Origin of the sequence: Streptomyces capillispiralis, assembly GCF_007829875.1 — a bacterium.
Classification (GTDB): Bacteria; Actinomycetota; Actinomycetes; order Streptomycetales; family Streptomycetaceae; genus Streptomyces; species Streptomyces capillispiralis.
In genome coordinates this window covers 1971597-1990144 of record NZ_VIWV01000001.1, presented here as the reverse complement: position 1 = coordinate 1990144, position 18548 = coordinate 1971597, and the positions used below count along the sequence as shown (strand labels likewise).

The following is an 18548-nucleotide window of genomic DNA, read 5'->3' as shown; positions in this document are numbered from 1 at the left end:
CAGCCACACCGGAGAAACGGAGAGATGACTTCCGCTGGTCACATGTGGTAAAGGCGACGAAGCATCGCACATGGGGCGTTGGCGTTCACCTGACGCCCCGGTGGCGACGGAGCGCCTGCCGGAGGAGTCTCATGGCCGCTCCCGGATCGTCCGGTCGCGGACGCCCAGGACGTCACCCGCACGGACTCGGTGCGACTCGGTGCGCGGTACGTCCCGGGTGCTCCGATCCGCTTCAGCCGCCGATGGGCGTGGCCCCTGGGGGAGCCGGGACCAGTCGGTACCCGCCGTCCTCGCGCAGCACGTGTCCGGCGGTCGGCGGCGGGAAGTGGCTCCCGAGCAGGAGAGTCGACGTACCGGCCAGTGAGCCGAGCACCTGGTTCCGGGTCCTGGCCGCGAGTTCGGGAGCGACGTCCACACAGCTGCAGAGCTCCGGATGCGCCATCTGGACCGGGTGGTGGATGCTGTCGCCGGTGACCAACGCGGTCTCGCCGCGGCTGCTCAGTTCCACCGCCACCTGCCCCGGTGTGTGGCCGGGGGTGGGCAGCAGACGGATTCCCGGCGCGACGTCCGTGCCCTCGTCCGCGACATCGATGAGGTCGAACAGACCTGCTTCCCGGACGGGATGGACCGAGTCCCGGAACATCTGCCGACGCGCCTCCTCCATGTCGACACCCGCCCAGTAGTCCCACTCGATGCGTGAGGTGAGATAGCGCGCGTTCGGGAAGGTCGGCACCCAGGCGTCGCCCTCGGCACGCGTGTTCCACCCCACGTGGTCGGCGTGGAGGTGGGTCAGGACCACGACGTCGACGCTCTCCGGCGCGAAGCCCGCCGCCCGTAGCCGTGCCTCGTAGTCGCTGTTCAGGTTGTGCCAGGCGGGGTTGGCGCGCCGCTTCCCGTTTCCGATGCCGGTGTCCACCAGCACCCGCATGCCGTCCACCTCGACGGCGAAGCTGTGACTCGCCAGGCGCAGGACGCCTTGCTCGTCGGCGAATTCGGGGCTCAGCCAGGGAGTCCGGCTCACGAGGTCAGGGGTCGCCCCGGGCAGCAGCCACGGACCGGTCCGGGCGGGCAGGACCACTTCGTCGATGCGTCGTACGGTGTGGTCGCCCACCGTCCAGGAAGAGGCGGGGGGAGTAGTGGACTTGGTCGTGTGTGATGAGGTGAACACGGCGACTTTCCTTACCTGTCATGGGTCGCGAGGACCGAGACGTCTGGGGCGTGTGTGTCGGGTGAGGCAGATGTGCAGTTGCTCGTTGCCGGGCGGGAGTGGGCGTCCGGGGACGGTGTCCGGCGCCGACCGCGCAGCGGCGCGGTCAGGGTCGCGACCGCGACGGTCGCCAGTACGGCCACGCAGCCGGCATGGGCCAGTGCTGCCGCACGCAGCCCGAAGCCGGCGGTGAGGGCGCCGGCGCCGATGGCGGGCAGACTCATCGCCAGGTAGCTGAGTACGTGGAAGGAGGCGAGCGTGCCGCCCTTCTCCCGGGCCGGGACCGAGTCGACGACCGCGCGCAGCGCACCCTGGGAGACGGCTCCGAAGCCGAACCCGGCCAGCGCCGCCCCGGCGAAGAGAAGTACGGGGCCGGCGAAATGGAGGGCACCCAGGGTCAGGACGGCCGCCGGAATCACCGCGCAGCTCCCGAGAAGAGCGCAGACGTCGGCACGCATCCTGCGCGTGAAGTACACCGTCGGGGCGGCGACGGCCGTCAGCGTGAAGAAGACCATGCCGCCGGCGTATCCGGGTCCGTCGGGGGAGATGAGCCGTGTGAAGCCCGGTCCCAGGGACGAGTAGAAGCCGCCGAGTGCCCAGACGGCGACGACGCCGGCGCCGTTGAGCAGGAGAGCGTGGGCGGCCGCCGGCGGCAGCGCCAGGTGGGGCCGCGTCGAGCGCAGTGCTCCGGGACGGCGGCGGACGGTCTCGGACGTCGAGACGAGGGCGATGGCCTGCGCGGCGAACACGGCGATCAGGGCCGCGTACACCGTGATCGTCGGAACGGGGGCGAAGCGCACCATGAGGGTGGCTGCCAGGACGCCGGCCGCCATGCCCGTCACCGGCGCGATGCTGTTGGCCAGAGCGGGGCGACCCGGCCGGGCGGGGTCTTCCAGGTCGAGGAGAGCCGCACCTGCCGCGCTGGTCGCCACGCCGGTCGCGATGCCCTGCAGCACGCGGGCGCCGATCAGGGTGGTCAGGCCGCCGGCCGTCGCGAACAGTGCCATGGAGGCGACCTGGACCGCGAGCGCGCCCAGGAGCACGGGGCGGCGTCCGACATGGTCGGAAAGGGTTCCGGTGGTCAGCAGTGCGATCAGGAGCGCCAGGGCGTAGGCGCTGAAGACCACGGTGATGTCGAGGGACGACAACTGCCACTGAGCCTGGTAGCGGGGGTACAGCGGGGTCGGCGCGCTGGATGCGGCGAGCAGCGCGATCAGGATCGAGGCGTGCAGTGCGAACGGCAGACGTCCGGAGGGGGAGGTGCGGGGAGGCGCGAGGCCCGCGGGGACGCTCTGCATGAGGGTCCTTCCCGTGCTAAAAGCGACTGGTTTGCTTTAAGGCACCGTAGATCCTACGATCGGCTAAAGCAAACGATTCGCTTTTGCGGTGGTCGGAGGACCTGTACCTGCCCGGCCCGTCGCGCCGCACGGATCCGGAAGGAAGCCATGACCAGCGAACTCACCCCCCAAGAGGCAGCCCGAGGGGCGCTGCGGGCGGGGCTCCCCCTCGGGGACGGCCGACACGAAGGAGTGGCCATGACGGCCAACCACATCCACTCCGTGATCAGCACGTTGCGCGAGCTCGATTTCGGCGAGACCCCTCCCGCGTCCTCCTACCGAGCCGGACGGGGGAACGCCGATGCAACCGTTTGAGCTGTCGCTGACCGAAGCCTCCCGTGCGGTGCGCGCACGGGAGCTGTCCCCCGTCGAACTCACCGCATCGGTGCTCGCCCGTATCGCCGCCGTCGAAGGACGGCTGGGCGCCTACGTCACCGTCGCCGCCGAAGCGGCCCTGGCCGCAGCGCACCGTGCCGAACGGGAGATCTCCGGAAGCGGACCGCGCGGGCCGCTGCACGGGATCCCCATGGCGCTCAAGGATCTGATCGACGCACAGGGGATGCCCACCACGGCGAGCTCGCACGTCCGGGCGGGGCACGTGGCGGAACGCGACAGCCGGGCGGCCGAACGGCTCGGCGCCGCCGGGGCCGTCCTCCTGGGCAAGACGCACACGCACGAGTTCGCCTACGGCCTGACCACTCCGCAGACGAACAACGCCTGGGACCACAGCCGGGTCGCGGGCGGGTCGAGCGGCGGCTCGGCGGTGGCTGTCGCCGCCGGCGGGGCGACGTTCGCCATGGGCACGGACACGGGCGGTTCCATCCGGGTCCCCGCGGCCCTGAACGGCGTGGTGGGCCTCAAGCCGACCTACGGCCTGGTCCCCCGCACGGGCGTGACCTCGCTGTCCTGGTCCCTGGACCACGTGGGCCCTCTCGCCCGCACCGTCCAGGACGTCGCGCTGGTGCTGTCGGCGACCGCCGGCCGCGACCCGCGCGACCCGGCGAGCGTGCCCGGCCCGGTGCTGGACCGCTTCCCGGGAGGCGACCTGCGAGGATTGAAGGTCGGCGTACCGCGAAACCACTACTTCGACCGGGTCACGCCCGAGGTCGAGGAGTCCGTACGCGGCGCGATCGAACGGCTGGCGGAGCTGGGGGCGGAGCTCGTCGACGTCGAGATCCCGATGGCGCGCTACATCCAGGCCGTCCAGTGGGGGCTGATGGTTCCCGAGGCCACCGCCTACCACGAGCGGTCGCTGCGGGCCACCCCCGACCTGTACGCGGCGGACGTGCGCATCCTGCTGGAGGCCGGCGAACTCACCTCCGCGGGCGACTACCTCCGCGCCCAGCGGGCCCGCACCTTGATGCGAGACGCCTGGGCCCGCATGTTCGACGCAATCGACGTCCTCGCCGCGCCGACGGTGCCGATGACCGCCGTCGAGGCGGGGCAGGAAGCCGTCGAGTGGGTCGATGGCACGACCGAGGCCGTGTCGGACAGCTACGTCCGCCTCTGTGCCCCGGCCAACATCACCGGCGTCCCGGCCCTCACCCTGCCGGTCGGTCACGACCGCGCCGGACTGCCGATCGGCATGCAGCTGATGGCGCGCCCCTTCCACGACGCGACGGTGCTCCGCGTGGGCCGGGTCTACGAGGAGTCGGTGGCCGGCGCGGGGCGGCTTGCTCCCCTCGCTGCCTGAGGGAAGGCGGACGTTCCCGCCGGCATGCGGTCGCGTCGCCGCAGGGGCGTCCGCCGTGCTCGGGCGCCCGGACACGTAGCCCTGCGGGTCGCCGACGCCGGCCACCGCCTAGAAGCAACAAAATCGCATTAGGGTGGACCGCGTGAGTCCCAAGCCCATGGTCCGCCCCGGCGGGCGCAGCGCACGCGTACAGGAGTCCGTCCACGCGGCGGTACATGAACTCGTAGGGGAGGTGGGCCGCGACGCGCTCACGGTCCCGATGGTGGCCGCTCGGGCGGGCGTGACCCCCTCCACGATCTACCGTCGTTGGGGCGACCTGCAGGAACTCCTGTCCGACGTGGCCGTCGAACGACTGCGCCCGGAAACGGATCCGGCCGATCTCGGAAGCCTGCGGGCCGATCTCGACGCGTGGGCGGAACAGTTCCTCGACGAGATGGCCTCGCCGCCCGGGCGCGCCTACATCCGGGACGCCCTGCTCGGCGACCCCGACGGAACCAATGCCGGTCAGTGTTCGGCGTATGCCGCAGAGCAGATCGACGCCGTGTTGGCCCGTGCGGTGCGGCGGGGGGAGCCGGTGCCCGAGACGGACCTGGTGATCGACCGTGTCGTGGCGCCGATCATGTACCGCATCCTCTTCCGCCCCGGCCGACTGGACGCCGCATACGCGCGCGAGCTGGTGACGAACGCCGTGTACGCCCAGCAGATCGAGGCCGGCGCTCGCCCCACCCGGGCCGCCGCCCCTCGGCGCTCGAAGAAGAAACCCGACAACTGATCACCTCGTCCAAGAATTTTCGTCTCGCAGTCCTCGGTCGGTTCTCACGGGGCAGGCGCCGGGAGCCGGAGCGCCCCATGGCGGCGGGCCCGGGCGCGCCCCAGAACTCCCCGGAACGTTGCGCTCTGGCTGGGCAAAATATGTGCCCGCGAGCTGAGATTTCAACGGAACATGCGGACAGATTCTCTGTCGCATTAAGTGGCGTGGGATTCTTCACCGTACGCAGGCCGCTGCGGCGTGCTACTGTCGATCTCAGTTGCAGTTGTGGTTCCCAAAAACTTCAAGTGCCTCCGGGCGGCGCCTGTGCCGCTGGAAGCACTTTTGTTATCCGGTCCTTTTCCGGACGGGGTGATCATCGCGGCGACACGGGGTCCGCGCAGTGTGGATCCCGAGGCACTGCCCCAAAGGAGAAATGACATGGCTGCTGGTACCGTGAAGTGGTTCAACGCGGAAAAGGGCTTCGGCTTCATCGAGCAGGACGGTGGCGGCGCTGACGTGTTCGCCCACTACTCGAACATCGCCGCCCAGGGCTTCCGTGAGCTGATCGAGGGCCAGAAGGTGACCTTCGACATCGCGCAGGGTCAGAAGGGCCCGACGGCCGAGAACATCGTTCTCGCCTGACGCTCACGCGCACTTTGTAGCTGGGGCCCGCATCCTTCGGGGTGCGGGCCCCAGCTGCTGGCGTTTCCCGCAGTGTTCGCGACTGTGGACGAAAAACAGGAAACCCGTATGCTCGCCGCATACGAAGCATGCCTCAGGGATGCACGCAACCCTTCATGGCTTTATCGCGGTGGACGCCCGAACATTGCGCCACTTCGCGTCACTCATTTCAGCGCCTGCGCCCGCACGAGTTTTCCGTCGGCCAGATCCGCTTTTCCGCTCCACCGGTTCATTCTTGCGATTCCTCCGTGCTGCTCATCGCTGCGGGAATTCCTTGATATGTGCCGCATCGAGGAAGGTTCCGCATGAACCGCACACGCACGAACGACCGCTTCGCCCGCACCCGTAACGGCAGTGCCGACTCCGGAAGGGGCGGCAGCCGATACGGCTCGTCGGCCCCGCGCCGGTCCGGCGGGCCGAGCCGCTCCGGTGACTACGGCCGCCGGCCCGCCTCGGTCCGAGGGGAGTTCGCCCTCCCCAAGACGATCACCCCCGCGCTTCCCGCCGTGGAGGACTTCGCCGATCTCGACATGCCCCGGGAGCTGCTGGCCGCGCTCGGTTCGCAAGGCGTGACCGTGCCGTTCCCGATCCAGGCCGCGACCCTGCCGAACTCCCTCGTCGGCCGGGACGTCCTCGGCCGCGGGCGCACCGGCTCCGGCAAGACCCTCGCCTTCGGTCTGGCGCTGCTGGCCCGTACGGCCGGGCAGCGTGCCGAGGCCAGGCAGCCGCTGGGGCTGATCCTCGTACCGACGCGTGAGCTGGCGCAGCAGGTCACGGACGCGCTCGCCCCGTACGCCCGCTCCGTGAAGCTGCGGCTGGCCACGGTGGTGGGCGGGATGCCGATCGGCAGGCAGGCGAGCGCGCTGCGCGGTGGCGCCGAGGTCGTCGTCGCCACACCGGGACGTCTCAAGGACCTCATCGACCGCGGCGACTGCCGGCTCGACCAGGTCTCCATCACCGTCCTCGACGAGGCCGACCAGATGGCCGACATGGGCTTCATGCCGCAGGTCACCGCCCTTCTCGACCAGGTCCGTCCCGAGGGCCAGCGCATGCTGTTCTCCGCGACCCTCGACCGCAACGTCGACCTGCTCGTGCGCCGCTACCTCAGCGACCCGGTCGTGCACTCCGTCGATCCCTCGGCCGGCGCGGTCACGACGATGGAGCACCACGTGCTGCATGTCCACGGCGCCGACAAGCACACGGCCACCACCGAGATCGCCGCACGCGACGGCCGCGTGATCATGTTCCTCGACACCAAGCACGCCGTCGACCGCCTCACGGAGCACCTCTTGAGCAGCGGGGTACGGGCCGCCGCCCTGCACGGCGGGAAGTCGCAGCCGCAGCGCACCCGCACGCTGGCGCAGTTCAAGACCGGGCACGTCAACGTGCTGGTGGCGACCAATGTCGCGGCGCGCGGCATTCACGTCGACAACCTCGACCTCGTCGTCAACGTCGACCCGCCGACCGACCACAAGGACTACCTCCACCGCGGCGGCCGTACGGCCCGTGCCGGCGAGTCCGGCAGCGTCGTCACCCTGGTCACCCCGAACCAGCGCCGCGGTATGGCCCGTTTCATGGCAGCGGCCGGGATCGTCCCGCAGACCACCCAGGTCCGCGCCGGCGAAGAGACCCTGCACCGCATCACCGGCGCCCAGACCCCGTCCGGCATCCCGGTCGTCATCACCGCACCGGTGGTCGAACGCCCCAAGAAGCGCGGCGCCACTTCACGCGGCCGACGACGCCCTGCTTCGGCGGCCCGCCGCGCATCCGCAGGGCGGTCCACGGCCGGGGCGGCCGCATAGGACCTTCGTGATCAGGAAGCCGACCCGACTCCGCAGGAGGGACCCCCTTGACGCTGGTACACGCGCAGAGCCGCCCGGCGAGCGCCCAGCCCACGCACGGCACGGTGGTCGACACCATGGACGCGGCCGGACCGCAGGTCTGGGAGGACATGACCGTGGAGGTCGCACTGTCCGTGATGGCCGCCGCCCGTACGGGTCATCTGGTCGTCTGCGACGAGGACGGTCTGTGCACCGGCCTGGTCACCCGGACCAGGCTCACAACCGTTCGTGACGGTTCCGGATACACGGACCTGATTCGCCTGCGTGACATCGCCGACGTCATCGGGCCCTTCGCCTCTCCGTCGACCACGAGGGCCGAAGCCGAACGGGCGATGCGCCGTCGCCGGCTCGGCGCCCTGCCCGTGGTCGACGAACACGGCAACGCTCTGGGCGTCCTCGCCCTCTCCCGCTGAACCGCTCCACGACGGCCGGCCCCGTCTCTCCTTCTCCCTGTGAGGCATCATGCGCTGTGTCATCGCCCGCTTCCCGTTCGACCTGACCAGGAGCGGCGTGCTGGAATCGATGAAGGGCGTCAAGCCCGAACCGGTCACCGGCGAGTTCGTGATCATCGGACGGCGCCGCTATCCCGTCAAGCAGGTCGGCCAGGTCATCACCCGCCAGGACCGCCGTGATTTCAGCGCCGGCGAAGTCCTCCGGGCCATGTCCCGGCTCGGCTTCACCTGTCGCGCCCTCCCCGAGGTCGCACCCGCGCGCGTCGAAAGCCCGTTGCGGCGGGCTTCCGCGATGCTCGGCACCCCCCTGTCCGTCTGACCGACGGGCAGGCACGAGCCGAACAGAGCAGTGAGGGTCCTACCGGCGCGCGCCGGTAGGACCCTCACTGCGTGCCGTGCCGGTCTCGACGCGGCGGCGGGTCAGTGGGTCAGTGGTCGGAGTAGCTGAAGTCGCCGACGGTCCAGGCGCTGACGTCCTCGATCGCGACGCGGTACATCCCGCCCGTCTCCGGGATCCCCACCGTGCCCTGAAGGATCCGCGCGACATGGAAGTGCAGATGCGTGGGCGGCCCGTCCTTCTTCGCGGGGGTGTCGAAGACGGCGGAGAACGCGCTCAGGTCGGCGGAGTCCGTCAGCACCTCCGACACCCTCTGCCTCCATTTGGCCTCGGGGGCCAGCCGACCGGTGATGACAGCACCACCGGTGACCACGGTCAGGGACATCTGATTGCTCTGTCCGGACTCCACAAGGGCGGCGATGTCAACGATCAGCTCGTCAGGCTTCGGCATGAGATCAGATTCTATGCACCGGCCCGTCCGGGCGTACCCGGGTGGTGGCACTCCCGGGCAGGAGGGGCACACACGGATCCCTGGTGCCGGAGGGGGCCGCCGGGAGCAGGACCGCGTTTGACGCGGTCGCAGTACCGGCAGTACGCGGTTCCGATCCGCGATCCCCGTACCCCCGTCGGAGTAGCGGACGGCTGGGCGGAGACAGAAGGCCGGCGCAGCACCAGGGCCGGCAGATGGTGTCGCGGTTCCTTCGGGGCCTTGGTGCCGTACGGCACCAAGGCCCCTCCACGCGTTCCACAGATCACCGTCGTACGTTCCACAGATCACCGTCGTATACGCCGCCTCTCCTCCACCTCCAAGGCATCCCCGTACGGCCGCAGTCGTTGATCGGGCCGCGAGTGCGGCGAGAGCACCGTGCCGCAGGAGTGGACGCGCCTGCCGTCGTGGTCAGTAGGCGGCGAGGGAGATGGCGATGTAGTGCGCGGTGAAGGCCGCGACGGTGAGGGCGTGGAACACCTCGTGGTAGCCGAACCAGCGGGGTGAGGGGTCGGGGCGTTGGACGGCGTAGACCACCGCGCCGGCGCTGTACAGGAGACCGCCGGTCACTATCAGGGTGGCAACGGCCGCTCCGCCGGTGTGCAGGAAGTCGGACAGGTAACGCACCGGTGCCCACCCCAGGGCCAGGTAGCAGGGGGTGTACAGCCAGCGGGGAGCGTTGACCCACAGGACACGGAAGGCGATGCCGGTCAGCGCCCCCGTCCATACGATCCACAGCAGCAGGGTTCGCCGGTCAGGGGGGAGGAGGAGCACAGCCAGAGGGGTGCAGGTACCGGCGATGATCAGGAAGATGTTGGCATGGTCGAGACGACGCAGAACGGCCTCGCCCAGCGGCCCCCAGGTACCCAGGTGGTAGACGGCGCTCGTCCCGAACAGCAGCCAGGCGGTGACGGAGTACACGGCGCAGACCAGGGTCGCCTGCGGGGTCCGGGCCAGGCAGACGAGGACGATGCCGGCGCTCAACGAGGCGGGGACCATCGCGGCATGGAGCCAGCCACGCAGCTTCGGCTTGACCGGCTCGACCAGGTCGGCCGCCCACTCGACCAGATCGGCAACCGGGTGAGGCTTCTCCCCGGCATCGCCATGATGTGATCCGCCGGGGGGACCGACTACGGCCTCCCCGGACACAGCTTTCCGTCCCGGCTCGGACTTTTCAGCATCATCGGCAACCATCCGATCATGCTAAAAGCCCGCCCGTGACGGGATCCCCGGAGGTCGGTCTCGCAACGTCGGGCACGGCATGACCGGACGGCCCTGCTCGGCCGCCGGGGTAGTCCGATCGATTCGGGGCACCCGTCGTGGTGCCCCGACCCCGTCGAGAGGAAGAGATCGCACAGGCAATGGATCACCACGCCCCACTCTCCGGTAGCGTCAAGGTATGAGTCATCCGCACCCCGAGCTGAAAGCCGCCCCTCCCCTCCCCGAAGGAGGGCTGCGAGTCGTCGCCTTGGGCGGCCTCGGTGAGATCGGTCGCAACATGACCGTCTTCGAACATGCAGGCAAGCTGCTGATCGTGGACTGCGGCGTGCTGTTCCCGGAGGAGACCCAGCCCGGCGTGGACGTGATCCTGCCGGACTTCACATCGATCCGGGACCGGCTGGACGATGTGGTGGCCGTGGTACTGACCCACGGCCACGAGGACCACATCGGCGGTGTGCCGTACCTGCTGCGCGAGCGGTCCGACATTCCCGTCGTCGGCTCCAAGCTGACGCTGGCGTTCCTGGAGGCCAAGCTCAAGGAACACGGCATCCGGCCCCGCACGGTGCGCGTGCGCGAGGGCGACCGGCGCCGCTTCGGGCCCTACGACTGTGAGTTCGTGGCGGTCAACCACTCCATCCCGGACAGCCTCGCGGTCGCGATCCGCACCGGCGCGGGGATGGTGCTGCACACCGGTGACTTCAAGATGGACCAGTTCCCTCTCGACGAACGCATCACCGATCTGCGCGCCTTCGCCCGCCTCGGCGAGGAGGGCGTGGACCTGTTCCTCACCGACTCCACCAATGCCGAGGTGCCCGGCTTCACCACCTCCGAGCGTGAGCTGAACCCGGCGATCGAGCAGGTGATGCGCACCGCGCCGCGCCGGGTCATCGTCTCCAGCTTCGCCAGCCATGTGCACCGCATCCAGCAGGTCCTGGACGCCGCCCACCAGTACGGCCGCAAGGTCGCCTTCGTCGGCCGCTCGATGGTCCGCAACATGGGCATCGCCCGTGACCTGGGCTATCTGAAGGTCCCGTCCGGTCTGGTCGTGAGCACGAAGGAGCTGGAGAAGCTCCCGGACCACAGGATCACCCTGGTGTGCACCGGCTCCCAGGGCGAACCGATGGCCGCGCTCTCCCGGATGGCCAACCGCGACCACCAGATCCGCATCGGCGAGGGCGACACCGTCCTGCTCGCCAGCTCGCTCATCCCCGGCAACGAGAACGCCATCTACCGGGTGATCAACGGACTCACCCGATGGGGCGCCCACGTGGTCCACAAGGGCAACGCCAAGGTGCACGTCTCCGGGCACGCCAGCGCCGGCGAACTCGTCTACTGCTACAACATCGTCAAACCCCGCAACGTCATGCCCGTGCACGGCGAGTTCCGTCACCTGCGGGCCAACGCGGACCTCGCGATCCGTACCGGCGTGGACCCCGAGCGGGTCGTCATCGCCGAGGACGGTGTCGTGGTCGACCTCGTCGACGGGCGTGCCTCCATCACCGGCAAGGTCCCCGCGGGCAACGTCTACGTGGACGGCATGGAGGTCGGCGGCGCCACCGAGGCGTCCCTGAAGGACCGCCTCACCCTCGCCGAGGAAGGCGTCGTCACGGTGGTGGCGATCGTGGACGCGGACACCGGCGCGCTGGCCGAGGCCCCCGACTTCCTGGCCCGCGGCTTCGTCCACGACGACACCACCTTCGAGCCGGTCGTCCCCGTCATCGAGAAGACCCTGGCCACCGCGGCCGAGGAAGGCGTGGGGGACGCACGCCAGCTCGAACAGCTCCTCGCCCGTGCCGTGGCGAACTGGGCGTTCCGCACCCACCGCCGCAAGCCCCTCATCATCCCCGTCATCATCGACGCCTGATCATCGACGCCTGAGCCACGGCCCGCCATGCGTCCGGGGGCGGACGCCGACGGGGGGCGCCGACGGGGGCGCCGACGGGGGCGCGGGACGGTCAGCGCCTGAAGTCCATGTCCTCGATACGGGTCTGTACGGTCCTGCCGCTCTCCCACGCGTTGGCGCCCGGTGCCACGTCCGGCATGGGGATGTCCGCCCGGTTCCGCCGCTTGCGGGACGTGGAAACGCCCAGCCTGTCGTCCCGGGCCCGGATCATCTCCTCCGCGGCCTGCCCGTCCCCGGTGAAGCCCATCATCAGTTGCGGGATGCCGTACGGGAAGTCGTCGCGGTCGTACTGCCATGTGTGGAAGGTCTTGCCATACGTGGTCACGAGGTCCTCGACGTAGGCGTGTTCGGCCAGGTCGGGGATGCCGGGGGCGGTGAGCGTGCCCGACTTCACCTCGTAGTGGTGGCTGTGCCACAGCCGTTTCTCGTCCTCGGGCAGGGACCGGAAGCGCTCCTCGCTGATGATGTACTCGATGCCGATCAGACGGGCGTCGGGCGCGTTGCGGTCGAAGATCACGCACTGGTGCAGGTCGTGCCGGAGATGGATGCAGAAGTGCGTGGCTTCCACCTGGCGGCCCATGTCGTCGGCGTACATGTGGAAGCCGTTGAGGTAGGTGCTCATCGCGTCGAGCGGGTACTTCGTCTGCATCGCGCCGGCCGCCAGGTCCAGCGCGCGGTGCTTGAGCGGGTGTCCCTCGCCCACCTTGCTCATCGTGGCCGCCTTGCGGCCGAGCAGGAGACCGGCCGCGGCCGTCACGCCCGCCGCGACACCGATCGCCATGGACGCGGCCGGCCCTCGTCCGGAACCGCGCGAACGGTGCGTTCCCTGTGTGGATGCCATGGGCGGCGAGTGCCCGGTGCCCGGTGGCCGTAACGGGCCGCGCACGGGCGGCTGGACGCCGGGGCGGTGGGCGCGGCGGGTCCGGCTGTTCCGGCGGGTGAGGCTTCTGCCCGCTCCCCGGGCCTGCACCCGATCGGCGCACTCCGATGCGGCCGAGCAGAAGCTCTGTACGTAACCTGCGGCCCATGAGTGACGCCAGCCCGGTGGCCCCGGCCACCCCACGCGAAGCCTTCGACCTGCTCACCGCCGGCAACCGGCGCTTCGCCGCCGCCACGCCCCGGCACCCCAACCAGGACGCCGTACGCCGTGCCGACACGGCGTCCGCCCAGCACCCGCACGCCGTGCTGCTCGGGTGCTCCGACTCCCGGCTGGCCGCCGAGATCATCTTCGACCAGGGGCTGGGAGACCTGTTCGTCGTGCGCACCGCCGGGCACGCCGTGGGACCGGAGGTCCTCGGCAGCATCGAGTACGGGGTGAGCGTGCTGGGCTGCCCGCTCGTCGTGGTCCTCGGCCACGACGCCTGCGGCGCCGTCGCGGCGACCCGGGCCGCCGTAAGGGACGGTGCGCCCGCCCCCGGTTACCTGCGGGACGTCATCGAGCGGGTGACCCCCAGCGTGCTGGCCGCCCAGGCCGCCGGGGTGAGCGAGGAGGACGAGTTCATCGCCACGCACGTCCGCCACACCGTCGACCTCGTCATGGACCGCTCCCAGGAACTGGCCGACCGGGTCGCCTCCGGACGCACGGCGGTCGTCGGCCTGACCTACCGCCTGGCCGAGGGCACGGTACGGACGGTCACCTCTCGCGGCCTGGACCTGCCGGCGGACGGGACCGCGATGCCCGCGACGGCCTCGGCGCCCACGTCCGCCTCCGCACCCGGGACCGCCTCGGTGCCCGGCCACCGATGACGCCGCCCACGTCTGCGCCTCCCGCCGCACCCGCCACGCCGTCAGGGCGTACGGAAGCCCCGGAACGTCACCTGCCTGCGGGTCGTGAAACCGAGCCGCTCGTACAACGCGATCGCGGCGGTGTTCGTCTCGGCCACATGCAGGAAGGGGCGTTCGCCGCGGGCCACGATGCGGTCGGCGAGCGCACCGACCAGGCGGGCGGCGTGGCCCTGCCCGCGTGCGTCGGGGGCGGTGCAGACGGCGCTGATCTCGGTCCATCCCGGAGGGCGCAGGCGCTCCCCGGCCATCGCCACCAGGGTGCCGTCGACCCGGACACCCAGGTAGGTGCCGAGTTCACGGGTGCGCGGCCAGAAGGGCCCCGGCTCGGTCCGCGCGACGAGATCGAGCATCTCGGGCACGCTGTCCGCGCCCAGTTCGACCACATCGGTGCCGGGCTCCGTGCCGGTGCGGTCGGGGCGGTCGCCGACGGGCCGGATCAGCTGACGGCCCTCGAGGGTGAACACCGGCTCCCAGTGCGACGGCGGGAGGGCCGGGCAGCTGAACATGTCGGCGAAGGCGCCGGGACCGAGCAGCTCGGCGAGGTCGGCCCAGTCCCTCGCGTCCGGGTCGGTGGACACGGCGGAGAAGGTCGCCACGTCCGTGAGGTAGGTGACGGCCCGGCCGTGGCGTCGGGCGAGGTGCGTGTGCCGGCCACCGAGCGATTGGCCCACCGGGTCATCGAGTACCGGGTCGTCGTCGTTCGTCATCGTGCTGTTCCTCTCAGGGTCCTGGTGGGCGCGGCACCTTCGGCGTACGCGCGCGAGAGCTCCACGTCACCGCCGCTCAGGGCTGGGTCGTGGCGACCTTCAGCCCGAAACCGATCAGTACGACCCCGGTCACCCGGTCCAAGCCCTGGCGTACGGCCGGCTTCTCGAAGAAGGCGCGGGCCTTGGACAGCAGCAGCACGTATCCGCCTAGCCAGACCGCGGTGAGCAGCGTGTGGACGAGGACCAGCAGGGCCATACCGGTGTGCGGGGGCACGCCGGCCGGGGTCAGCGTCGGCAGCAGTCCCGTGTAGAAGACGGCGATCTTGGGGTTGAGGACGTTGCTCACCAGGCCGGTCCGCCACGGGTTGCCGCGGGGCGGGGCGACGGCCGCTGCCGGTGCCTGCGCACGGTCGCGCCGGCTCTGGCGCAGCGCCTGGACACCGAGGAGGACCAGGTAGACGGCTCCGGCGAGTTTGACCACCGTGTACGCGGTGGCGGACGCGGCCAGGACGGCGGCGAGACCGGCCACCGCGAGCACGCCCCACACCAGCAGCCCCGCGGTGATCCCGCCCACGGTCCGCAGCCCGTCCTGCCAGCCGGAGGCGACGGCCCGCCTGGTCACGACGGCCATGTCCGGGCCGGGCACCATGGTCAGCACAGCCAGGACACCGACCGCGGTCATGAACTGTAGGAGCATCCGCCCAGTCTCACATCCGCGGCGCCGGGCGCGGTCGGCAGGCGTGCCGTGCCCGGAGACCGCGGAGGCAGCGTGAGGTCACCCCTCGGCAGCGGGCCCGGACCCGCAGGTCGGGTGCCGGTCGTCCCCCGGCGGTGGGCGCGCGCGCCCGGGACCCGGGACCGGCCCGGTGCCCGTGGTCCACGGGCTGGACGGTCGTCCGGGTCAGGGCTGTGCCGACGCCCCGCCCGGTTCCGTCCGGCCCGTGGGGTGACGGGTCCGTGGGCCGGCGTCCTCGGTGGCGGCCAGGGAGGCGAGCAGGCGCAGCCCCTCTTCCGAGGGGGAGCCGGGTTCGGCGGTGTGGACGGTCATGGTGAGTCCCGGTTCATGCGGCAGGCCCTGCGCTCCGCGCGCCCCGTCCATCAACGAGGCGGACGCCGACCACGACGCCGTCCACTGGCTCACGCCCGTCACCGACGAGGAGTACGCCGCCGCTCCGGCCACCGGCTGACGCCCGCCGGTGCCGTCAGGAGCGGGCGGGGAGGGTGATGCCGTAGGCGCGCATCTTGCGGTAGATCGTCGTGCGGGAGATGCCGAGGCGCTGGGCGGCCAGCAGCTTGTTGCCGTCCGCGTCCAGCAGGGCCTGCACCAGGGTGTCGCGCTCGGACGCCTCCCAGGCGCTCAGGGACCGGCTGCCGGGGCTGTGCAGGGACGGCGGCAGGTCGCGCAGCTCGATCCGGTACGTGCGGCGGCCCGCGGCGGCCTTGGTCAGCACCTCGCCGAGCTGACGGACGTTGCCGGGCCAGTCGTGCCGGCGCAGCAGGGGCAGGACCTCCGGCGCGCACTCCACGCCCGCGCCGACGCGCCGCAGCAGACAGCCGGCCAGGGCCGGGAGGTCCGCGAGACGGTGCCGCAGGGCGGGGACCGCCGCCGCCTCGGTGAAACAGCGCCGCAACGGCTCCGGTACGCCCGCCGCCCCGTGGAGCGTGCCCACGATCCAGGTGCCCCGCGCCGCCGCGGCGTCCAGGGCGCGGGCGACGGCGGCCGCCTCCCCGGGGGCCACGGCGTCGACGTTGCGCAGGACCAGGGCCCGCCCCGGCCCGGCGGGCGCCGCGCGCAGGGCGGCCGCAAGATCCTCCCCGTCGGCGGCCGGCCGCGGGGTTCCGGCGTTCACCGGTGTGGGCGCCGAGACCGCGTCGGTGACGGCCGGCCGCGGGGCGCCGGCGTCCAGGAGCACGGGCGCCGAGGCCGCGCCGGTGAGCGCGTGCGCGGCACGGACCAGGGCGGACTTCCCCGTCCCGGTCTCACCGTGCAGCAGCAGCGGCGTCCGCTCCCGGGCGCAGCGCGACACCGCGCGGGACACCGCGTTCCACGCCGGGTCCGTCCCGGCCAGCCCCGGCAGCGGCCACGGGCGGGTGGCGTCCCGCTCCTCCCGCGATGAACGGGGGCCGGTCCGGGAGCGGGCCGGGTCGCCGGGGCCGTCCGTGAAGGCCAGCTCCAGCAGGTAGCCGGCCGTGCCCGCCGGGCTGTCGACCTGACGGCACCGCATCAGGACCGTCGCCCCGCCGGTCAGCCGCACCTCCTTGCGGGTGCGCGGCGCGTGCCCCGTCCCGGCGGCGGCCTCGTGCAGCAGCCGGTGGTCGTCGCCGGTGAGCCGCGCCGTGGCCGCGGAGTTGGCGAGCACGAGGTCCTGGCCGAGGCAGAGCACCGGACGGTCGCCGTAGTGGGTCACCTGCTGGAACGCCTCCAGCAGGGCCCGCTGGTGCGAGCTGCTGAACTCGTACATCACCCGCTCGATGTCACCGGCGGCCTCCTGCACCAGGGCCGCCATGAGGGTGCGTGACGGGCCGTTCCAACAGGTCAGGTTCATCGCTCCCTCGACCCGCCCGGTGACCGAGTTGCGGATGGGGGCGGCCGCGCAGGAGACGTTCTGCAGACGTTCGTTGAAGTGCTCGGTGCCCAGCACCACATGGGGCCGGCGCTCCTCCAGCGCGACCCCGATGCCGTTCGTGCCGACGAACTGCTCGGCGTAGTTGAAGCCGGGCGCCAGGTAGACCCGGTCCAGGTGCGCCGACAGCCGCTCCTCCCCGACACGGCGGTCGCGCACCCAGCCCTCCCGGTCCGTCACGATCACACACGCGTCGGAACCCGCCAGCGCCTGTTCCAAACGGTTCAGGACCGGCGTGGCGGCCCGCACCAGGCGGCTCTCGCGGTCGTAGTCCGGCTGGTAGGGGACGACCACCTCGTCCGTGCCGATCCCCAGGTACTTGGAGCGCCGCCAGGAGTTGCGGATGCCCTCGGGCACGATCGTGGGAGGCGGGTCCTCGTTCTCCAGGAACTGAAGACGCGCTCGTGCGATGTTCCGGTCCCGCGCTGTGACGTCACTGGGCATGGCGCCTCCGATGAGCGTGTTTCCGCCATATTACGAACGCGTTTGCACCTGTCAACGGGTTGTTCCGAACGGCTTTCCCGCCTGTTCGCCGTGCCCTGATCAGGGGCCGGACCGACTGTGTTCCACATTGAAAAACTCGACGGCGCTCCCCGCCCCCACGCTGTTGCCCGGCGCCGCACGAAGGGTGCGGCGGCGCACCGTCGAACACAGGAGGACCCATGACTTCCGCCGACAACGCCACCCGTACCGCCATCGTCACCGGCGCCGCCCGCGGCATCGGCCGGGGCATCGCGGAGCGGCTGGCCGCGGACGGACTCGACGTGGCCGTGGCCGACCTCCCGGGCATGGGCGAGGAGCTGAGCGAGGTGGCGGCCGGCATCGAGAAGACGGGCCGCCGCGCCCTCGCCGTGCACGCCGACGTGACCAGCAAGGAGCAGACCGACGCGCTCGTCGAGGAGGTCGCGGAGCGCTTCGGCCGGGTCGACGTCTTCGTGGCCAACGCCGGCATCGCCAGGGTCACCCCGCTGCTGGAGACCGGGCTCGACGAGTACGAGCAGATCATGGCCGTGAACCTGCGCGGTGTCTTCCTCTCCTACCAGGCCGCGGCCCGCCAGATGATCGCCCAGGGCGGCGGCGGCAAGATCATCGGTGCGGCGTCGATCGTCGCGTACCGGCCGTTCGCGCTGCTCGGCGCCTACTCGGCGTCGAAGTGGGGCGTACGCGGTCTGACCCAGGCCGCGGCCATGGAGTGGGCGCGGCACGGCATCACCGTCAACGCCTACTGCCCGGGCATCGTCGGCACCGACATGTGGGACCTGATCGACGAGCGGCTGGCCCAGGCCGAGGGCCTGGAGAAGGGCCGCGCCATCAAGAAGTACGCGGAGGCGATCGCGCTCGGCCGGGTCGAGGAGCCCGCCGACGTCGCGTCCTTCGTCTCCTACCTGGCCTCCCGCGACTCGGACTACATGACCGGCCAGTCCGTGATGATCGACGGCGGCATCCAGTTCTCCTGACGCGCGCGCCGGGCAGCCCCGCGGCCGCCCGGCCACTCGGTCCACCACCCACCGCGAATCGAGGA

The 18548-nt window shown here is 71.3% G+C and carries 20 protein-coding genes; 11 read left to right on the top strand and 9 right to left on the bottom strand.

Going from position 1 to position 18548, the window contains the following annotated elements:
• Positions 1-232: 232 nt before the first annotated feature.
• Together FHX78_RS07965 and FHX78_RS07960 are read right to left on the bottom strand one after the other, a co-directional pair.
• Complete coding sequence (locus FHX78_RS07965; RefSeq protein WP_229924163.1) at positions 233-1168, bottom strand: MBL fold metallo-hydrolase; 936 nt, start codon at positions 1166-1168, stop codon at positions 233-235.
• 11 nt (positions 1169-1179) lie between these two features.
• Positions 1180-2505, bottom strand: coding sequence for an MFS transporter (locus FHX78_RS07960; RefSeq protein WP_145866753.1), 1326 nt, complete (start codon positions 2503-2505; stop codon positions 1180-1182).
• Positions 2506-2652: 147 nt separating this feature from the next.
• Here FHX78_RS07960 and FHX78_RS37365 point away from each other — a divergent pair, with 147 nt between their 5' ends.
• The 7 genes from FHX78_RS37365 (at position 2653) to FHX78_RS07925 (ending at position 8281) form a co-directional block, all read left to right on the top strand.
• Positions 2653-2859: a hypothetical protein gene (locus tag FHX78_RS37365; protein WP_145866752.1), complete on the top strand. Its 207-nt coding sequence runs from the start codon at positions 2653-2655 to the stop codon at positions 2857-2859.
• Positions 2846-4237, top strand: coding sequence for an amidase (locus FHX78_RS07950; protein WP_145866751.1), 1392 nt, complete (start codon positions 2846-2848; stop codon positions 4235-4237). The genes FHX78_RS37365 and FHX78_RS07950 overlap by 14 nt, the downstream gene beginning before the upstream one ends.
• A gap of 157 nt (positions 4238-4394) precedes the next feature.
• A complete protein-coding gene (locus FHX78_RS07945; protein ID WP_229924169.1) occupies positions 4395-5009 on the top strand; it encodes a TetR/AcrR family transcriptional regulator in 615 nt (204 codons plus the stop codon).
• Between the two features lie 417 nt (positions 5010-5426).
• Positions 5427-5630 carry a cold-shock protein gene (locus FHX78_RS07940; protein WP_070022949.1) on the top strand — a complete coding sequence of 68 codons (204 nt, stop codon included), beginning with the start codon at positions 5427-5429 and terminating at the stop codon, positions 5628-5630.
• Positions 5631-5974: 344 nt separating this feature from the next.
• Positions 5975-7471 carry a DEAD/DEAH box helicase gene (locus tag FHX78_RS07935; protein WP_145866749.1) on the top strand — a complete coding sequence of 499 codons (1497 nt, stop codon included), beginning with the start codon at positions 5975-5977 and terminating at the stop codon, positions 7469-7471.
• Positions 7472-7518: 47 nt separating this feature from the next.
• Positions 7519-7923, top strand: coding sequence for a CBS domain-containing protein (locus FHX78_RS07930; protein ID WP_145866748.1), 405 nt, complete (start codon positions 7519-7521; stop codon positions 7921-7923).
• A 49-nt stretch (positions 7924-7972) separates the two neighbouring features.
• On the top strand, positions 7973-8281 hold the full coding sequence (locus FHX78_RS07925) for an SCO5918 family protein (RefSeq protein WP_145866747.1): 309 nt from the start codon (positions 7973-7975) through the stop codon (positions 8279-8281).
• Between the two features lie 109 nt (positions 8282-8390).
• On the opposite strand, the gene FHX78_RS07920 is transcribed toward FHX78_RS07925, so the two are convergent.
• Together FHX78_RS07920 and trhA are read right to left on the bottom strand one after the other, a co-directional pair.
• Positions 8391-8750 carry a hypothetical protein gene (locus tag FHX78_RS07920; RefSeq protein WP_145866746.1) on the bottom strand — a complete coding sequence of 120 codons (360 nt, stop codon included), beginning with the start codon at positions 8748-8750 and terminating at the stop codon, positions 8391-8393.
• Between the two features lie 447 nt (positions 8751-9197).
• Entirely contained in the window at positions 9198-9809 is a 612-nt protein-coding gene (gene trhA, locus FHX78_RS07915; RefSeq protein WP_244403726.1) for a PAQR family membrane homeostasis protein TrhA, read from the bottom strand.
• A gap of 376 nt (positions 9810-10185) precedes the next feature.
• On the opposite strand from trhA, the gene FHX78_RS07910 reads away from it, so the two are divergent.
• Positions 10186-11871, top strand: a complete 1686-nt coding sequence (locus FHX78_RS07910; protein ID WP_145866744.1) for a ribonuclease J — start codon at positions 10186-10188, stop codon at positions 11869-11871.
• Between the two features lie 91 nt (positions 11872-11962).
• Here FHX78_RS07910 and FHX78_RS07905 read toward each other — a convergent pair whose 3' ends face one another.
• Positions 11963-12691 (bottom strand): OBAP family protein, encoded by a 729-nt coding sequence (locus FHX78_RS07905; protein ID WP_229924164.1) that lies wholly within the window; start codon positions 12689-12691, stop codon positions 11963-11965.
• 245 nt (positions 12692-12936) lie between these two features.
• On the opposite strand from FHX78_RS07905, the gene FHX78_RS07900 reads away from it, so the two are divergent.
• Entirely contained in the window at positions 12937-13656 is a 720-nt protein-coding gene (locus FHX78_RS07900) for a carbonic anhydrase (protein WP_145866742.1), read from the top strand.
• Between the two features lie 41 nt (positions 13657-13697).
• Here FHX78_RS07900 and FHX78_RS07895 read toward each other — a convergent pair whose 3' ends face one another.
• From FHX78_RS07895 to FHX78_RS07885, 3 genes are all read right to left on the bottom strand, one after another.
• The gene (locus FHX78_RS07895) at positions 13698-14402 is read right to left on the bottom strand and encodes a GNAT family N-acetyltransferase (protein WP_145866741.1); all 705 of its coding nucleotides are present in this window, start codon (positions 14400-14402) and stop codon (positions 13698-13700) included.
• A 76-nt stretch (positions 14403-14478) separates the two neighbouring features.
• On the bottom strand, positions 14479-15099 hold the full coding sequence (locus FHX78_RS07890; protein ID WP_145866740.1) for a LysE family translocator: 621 nt from the start codon (positions 15097-15099) through the stop codon (positions 14479-14481).
• Between the two features lie 204 nt (positions 15100-15303).
• On the bottom strand, positions 15304-15450 hold the full coding sequence (locus FHX78_RS07885; RefSeq protein WP_167531647.1) for a hypothetical protein: 147 nt from the start codon (positions 15448-15450) through the stop codon (positions 15304-15306).
• Between the two features lies 1 nt (position 15451).
• Here FHX78_RS07885 and FHX78_RS07880 point away from each other — a divergent pair, with 1 nt between their 5' ends.
• The gene (locus FHX78_RS07880; RefSeq protein ID WP_244403735.1) at positions 15452-15589 is read left to right on the top strand and encodes a hypothetical protein; all 138 of its coding nucleotides are present in this window, start codon (positions 15452-15454) and stop codon (positions 15587-15589) included.
• Positions 15590-15604: 15 nt separating this feature from the next.
• Here the strand turns inward: FHX78_RS07880 and FHX78_RS07875 are convergent, their stop codons facing one another.
• On the bottom strand, positions 15605-17470 hold the full coding sequence (locus FHX78_RS07875) for a sigma-54-dependent Fis family transcriptional regulator (RefSeq protein WP_145866738.1): 1866 nt from the start codon (positions 17468-17470) through the stop codon (positions 15605-15607).
• Between the two features lie 218 nt (positions 17471-17688).
• Between FHX78_RS07875 and FHX78_RS07870 the strand changes: the two genes are divergently transcribed.
• A complete protein-coding gene (locus tag FHX78_RS07870) occupies positions 17689-18483 on the top strand; it encodes an acetoin reductase (protein ID WP_145866737.1) in 795 nt (264 codons plus the stop codon).
• Positions 18484-18548 lie beyond the last annotated feature (65 nt).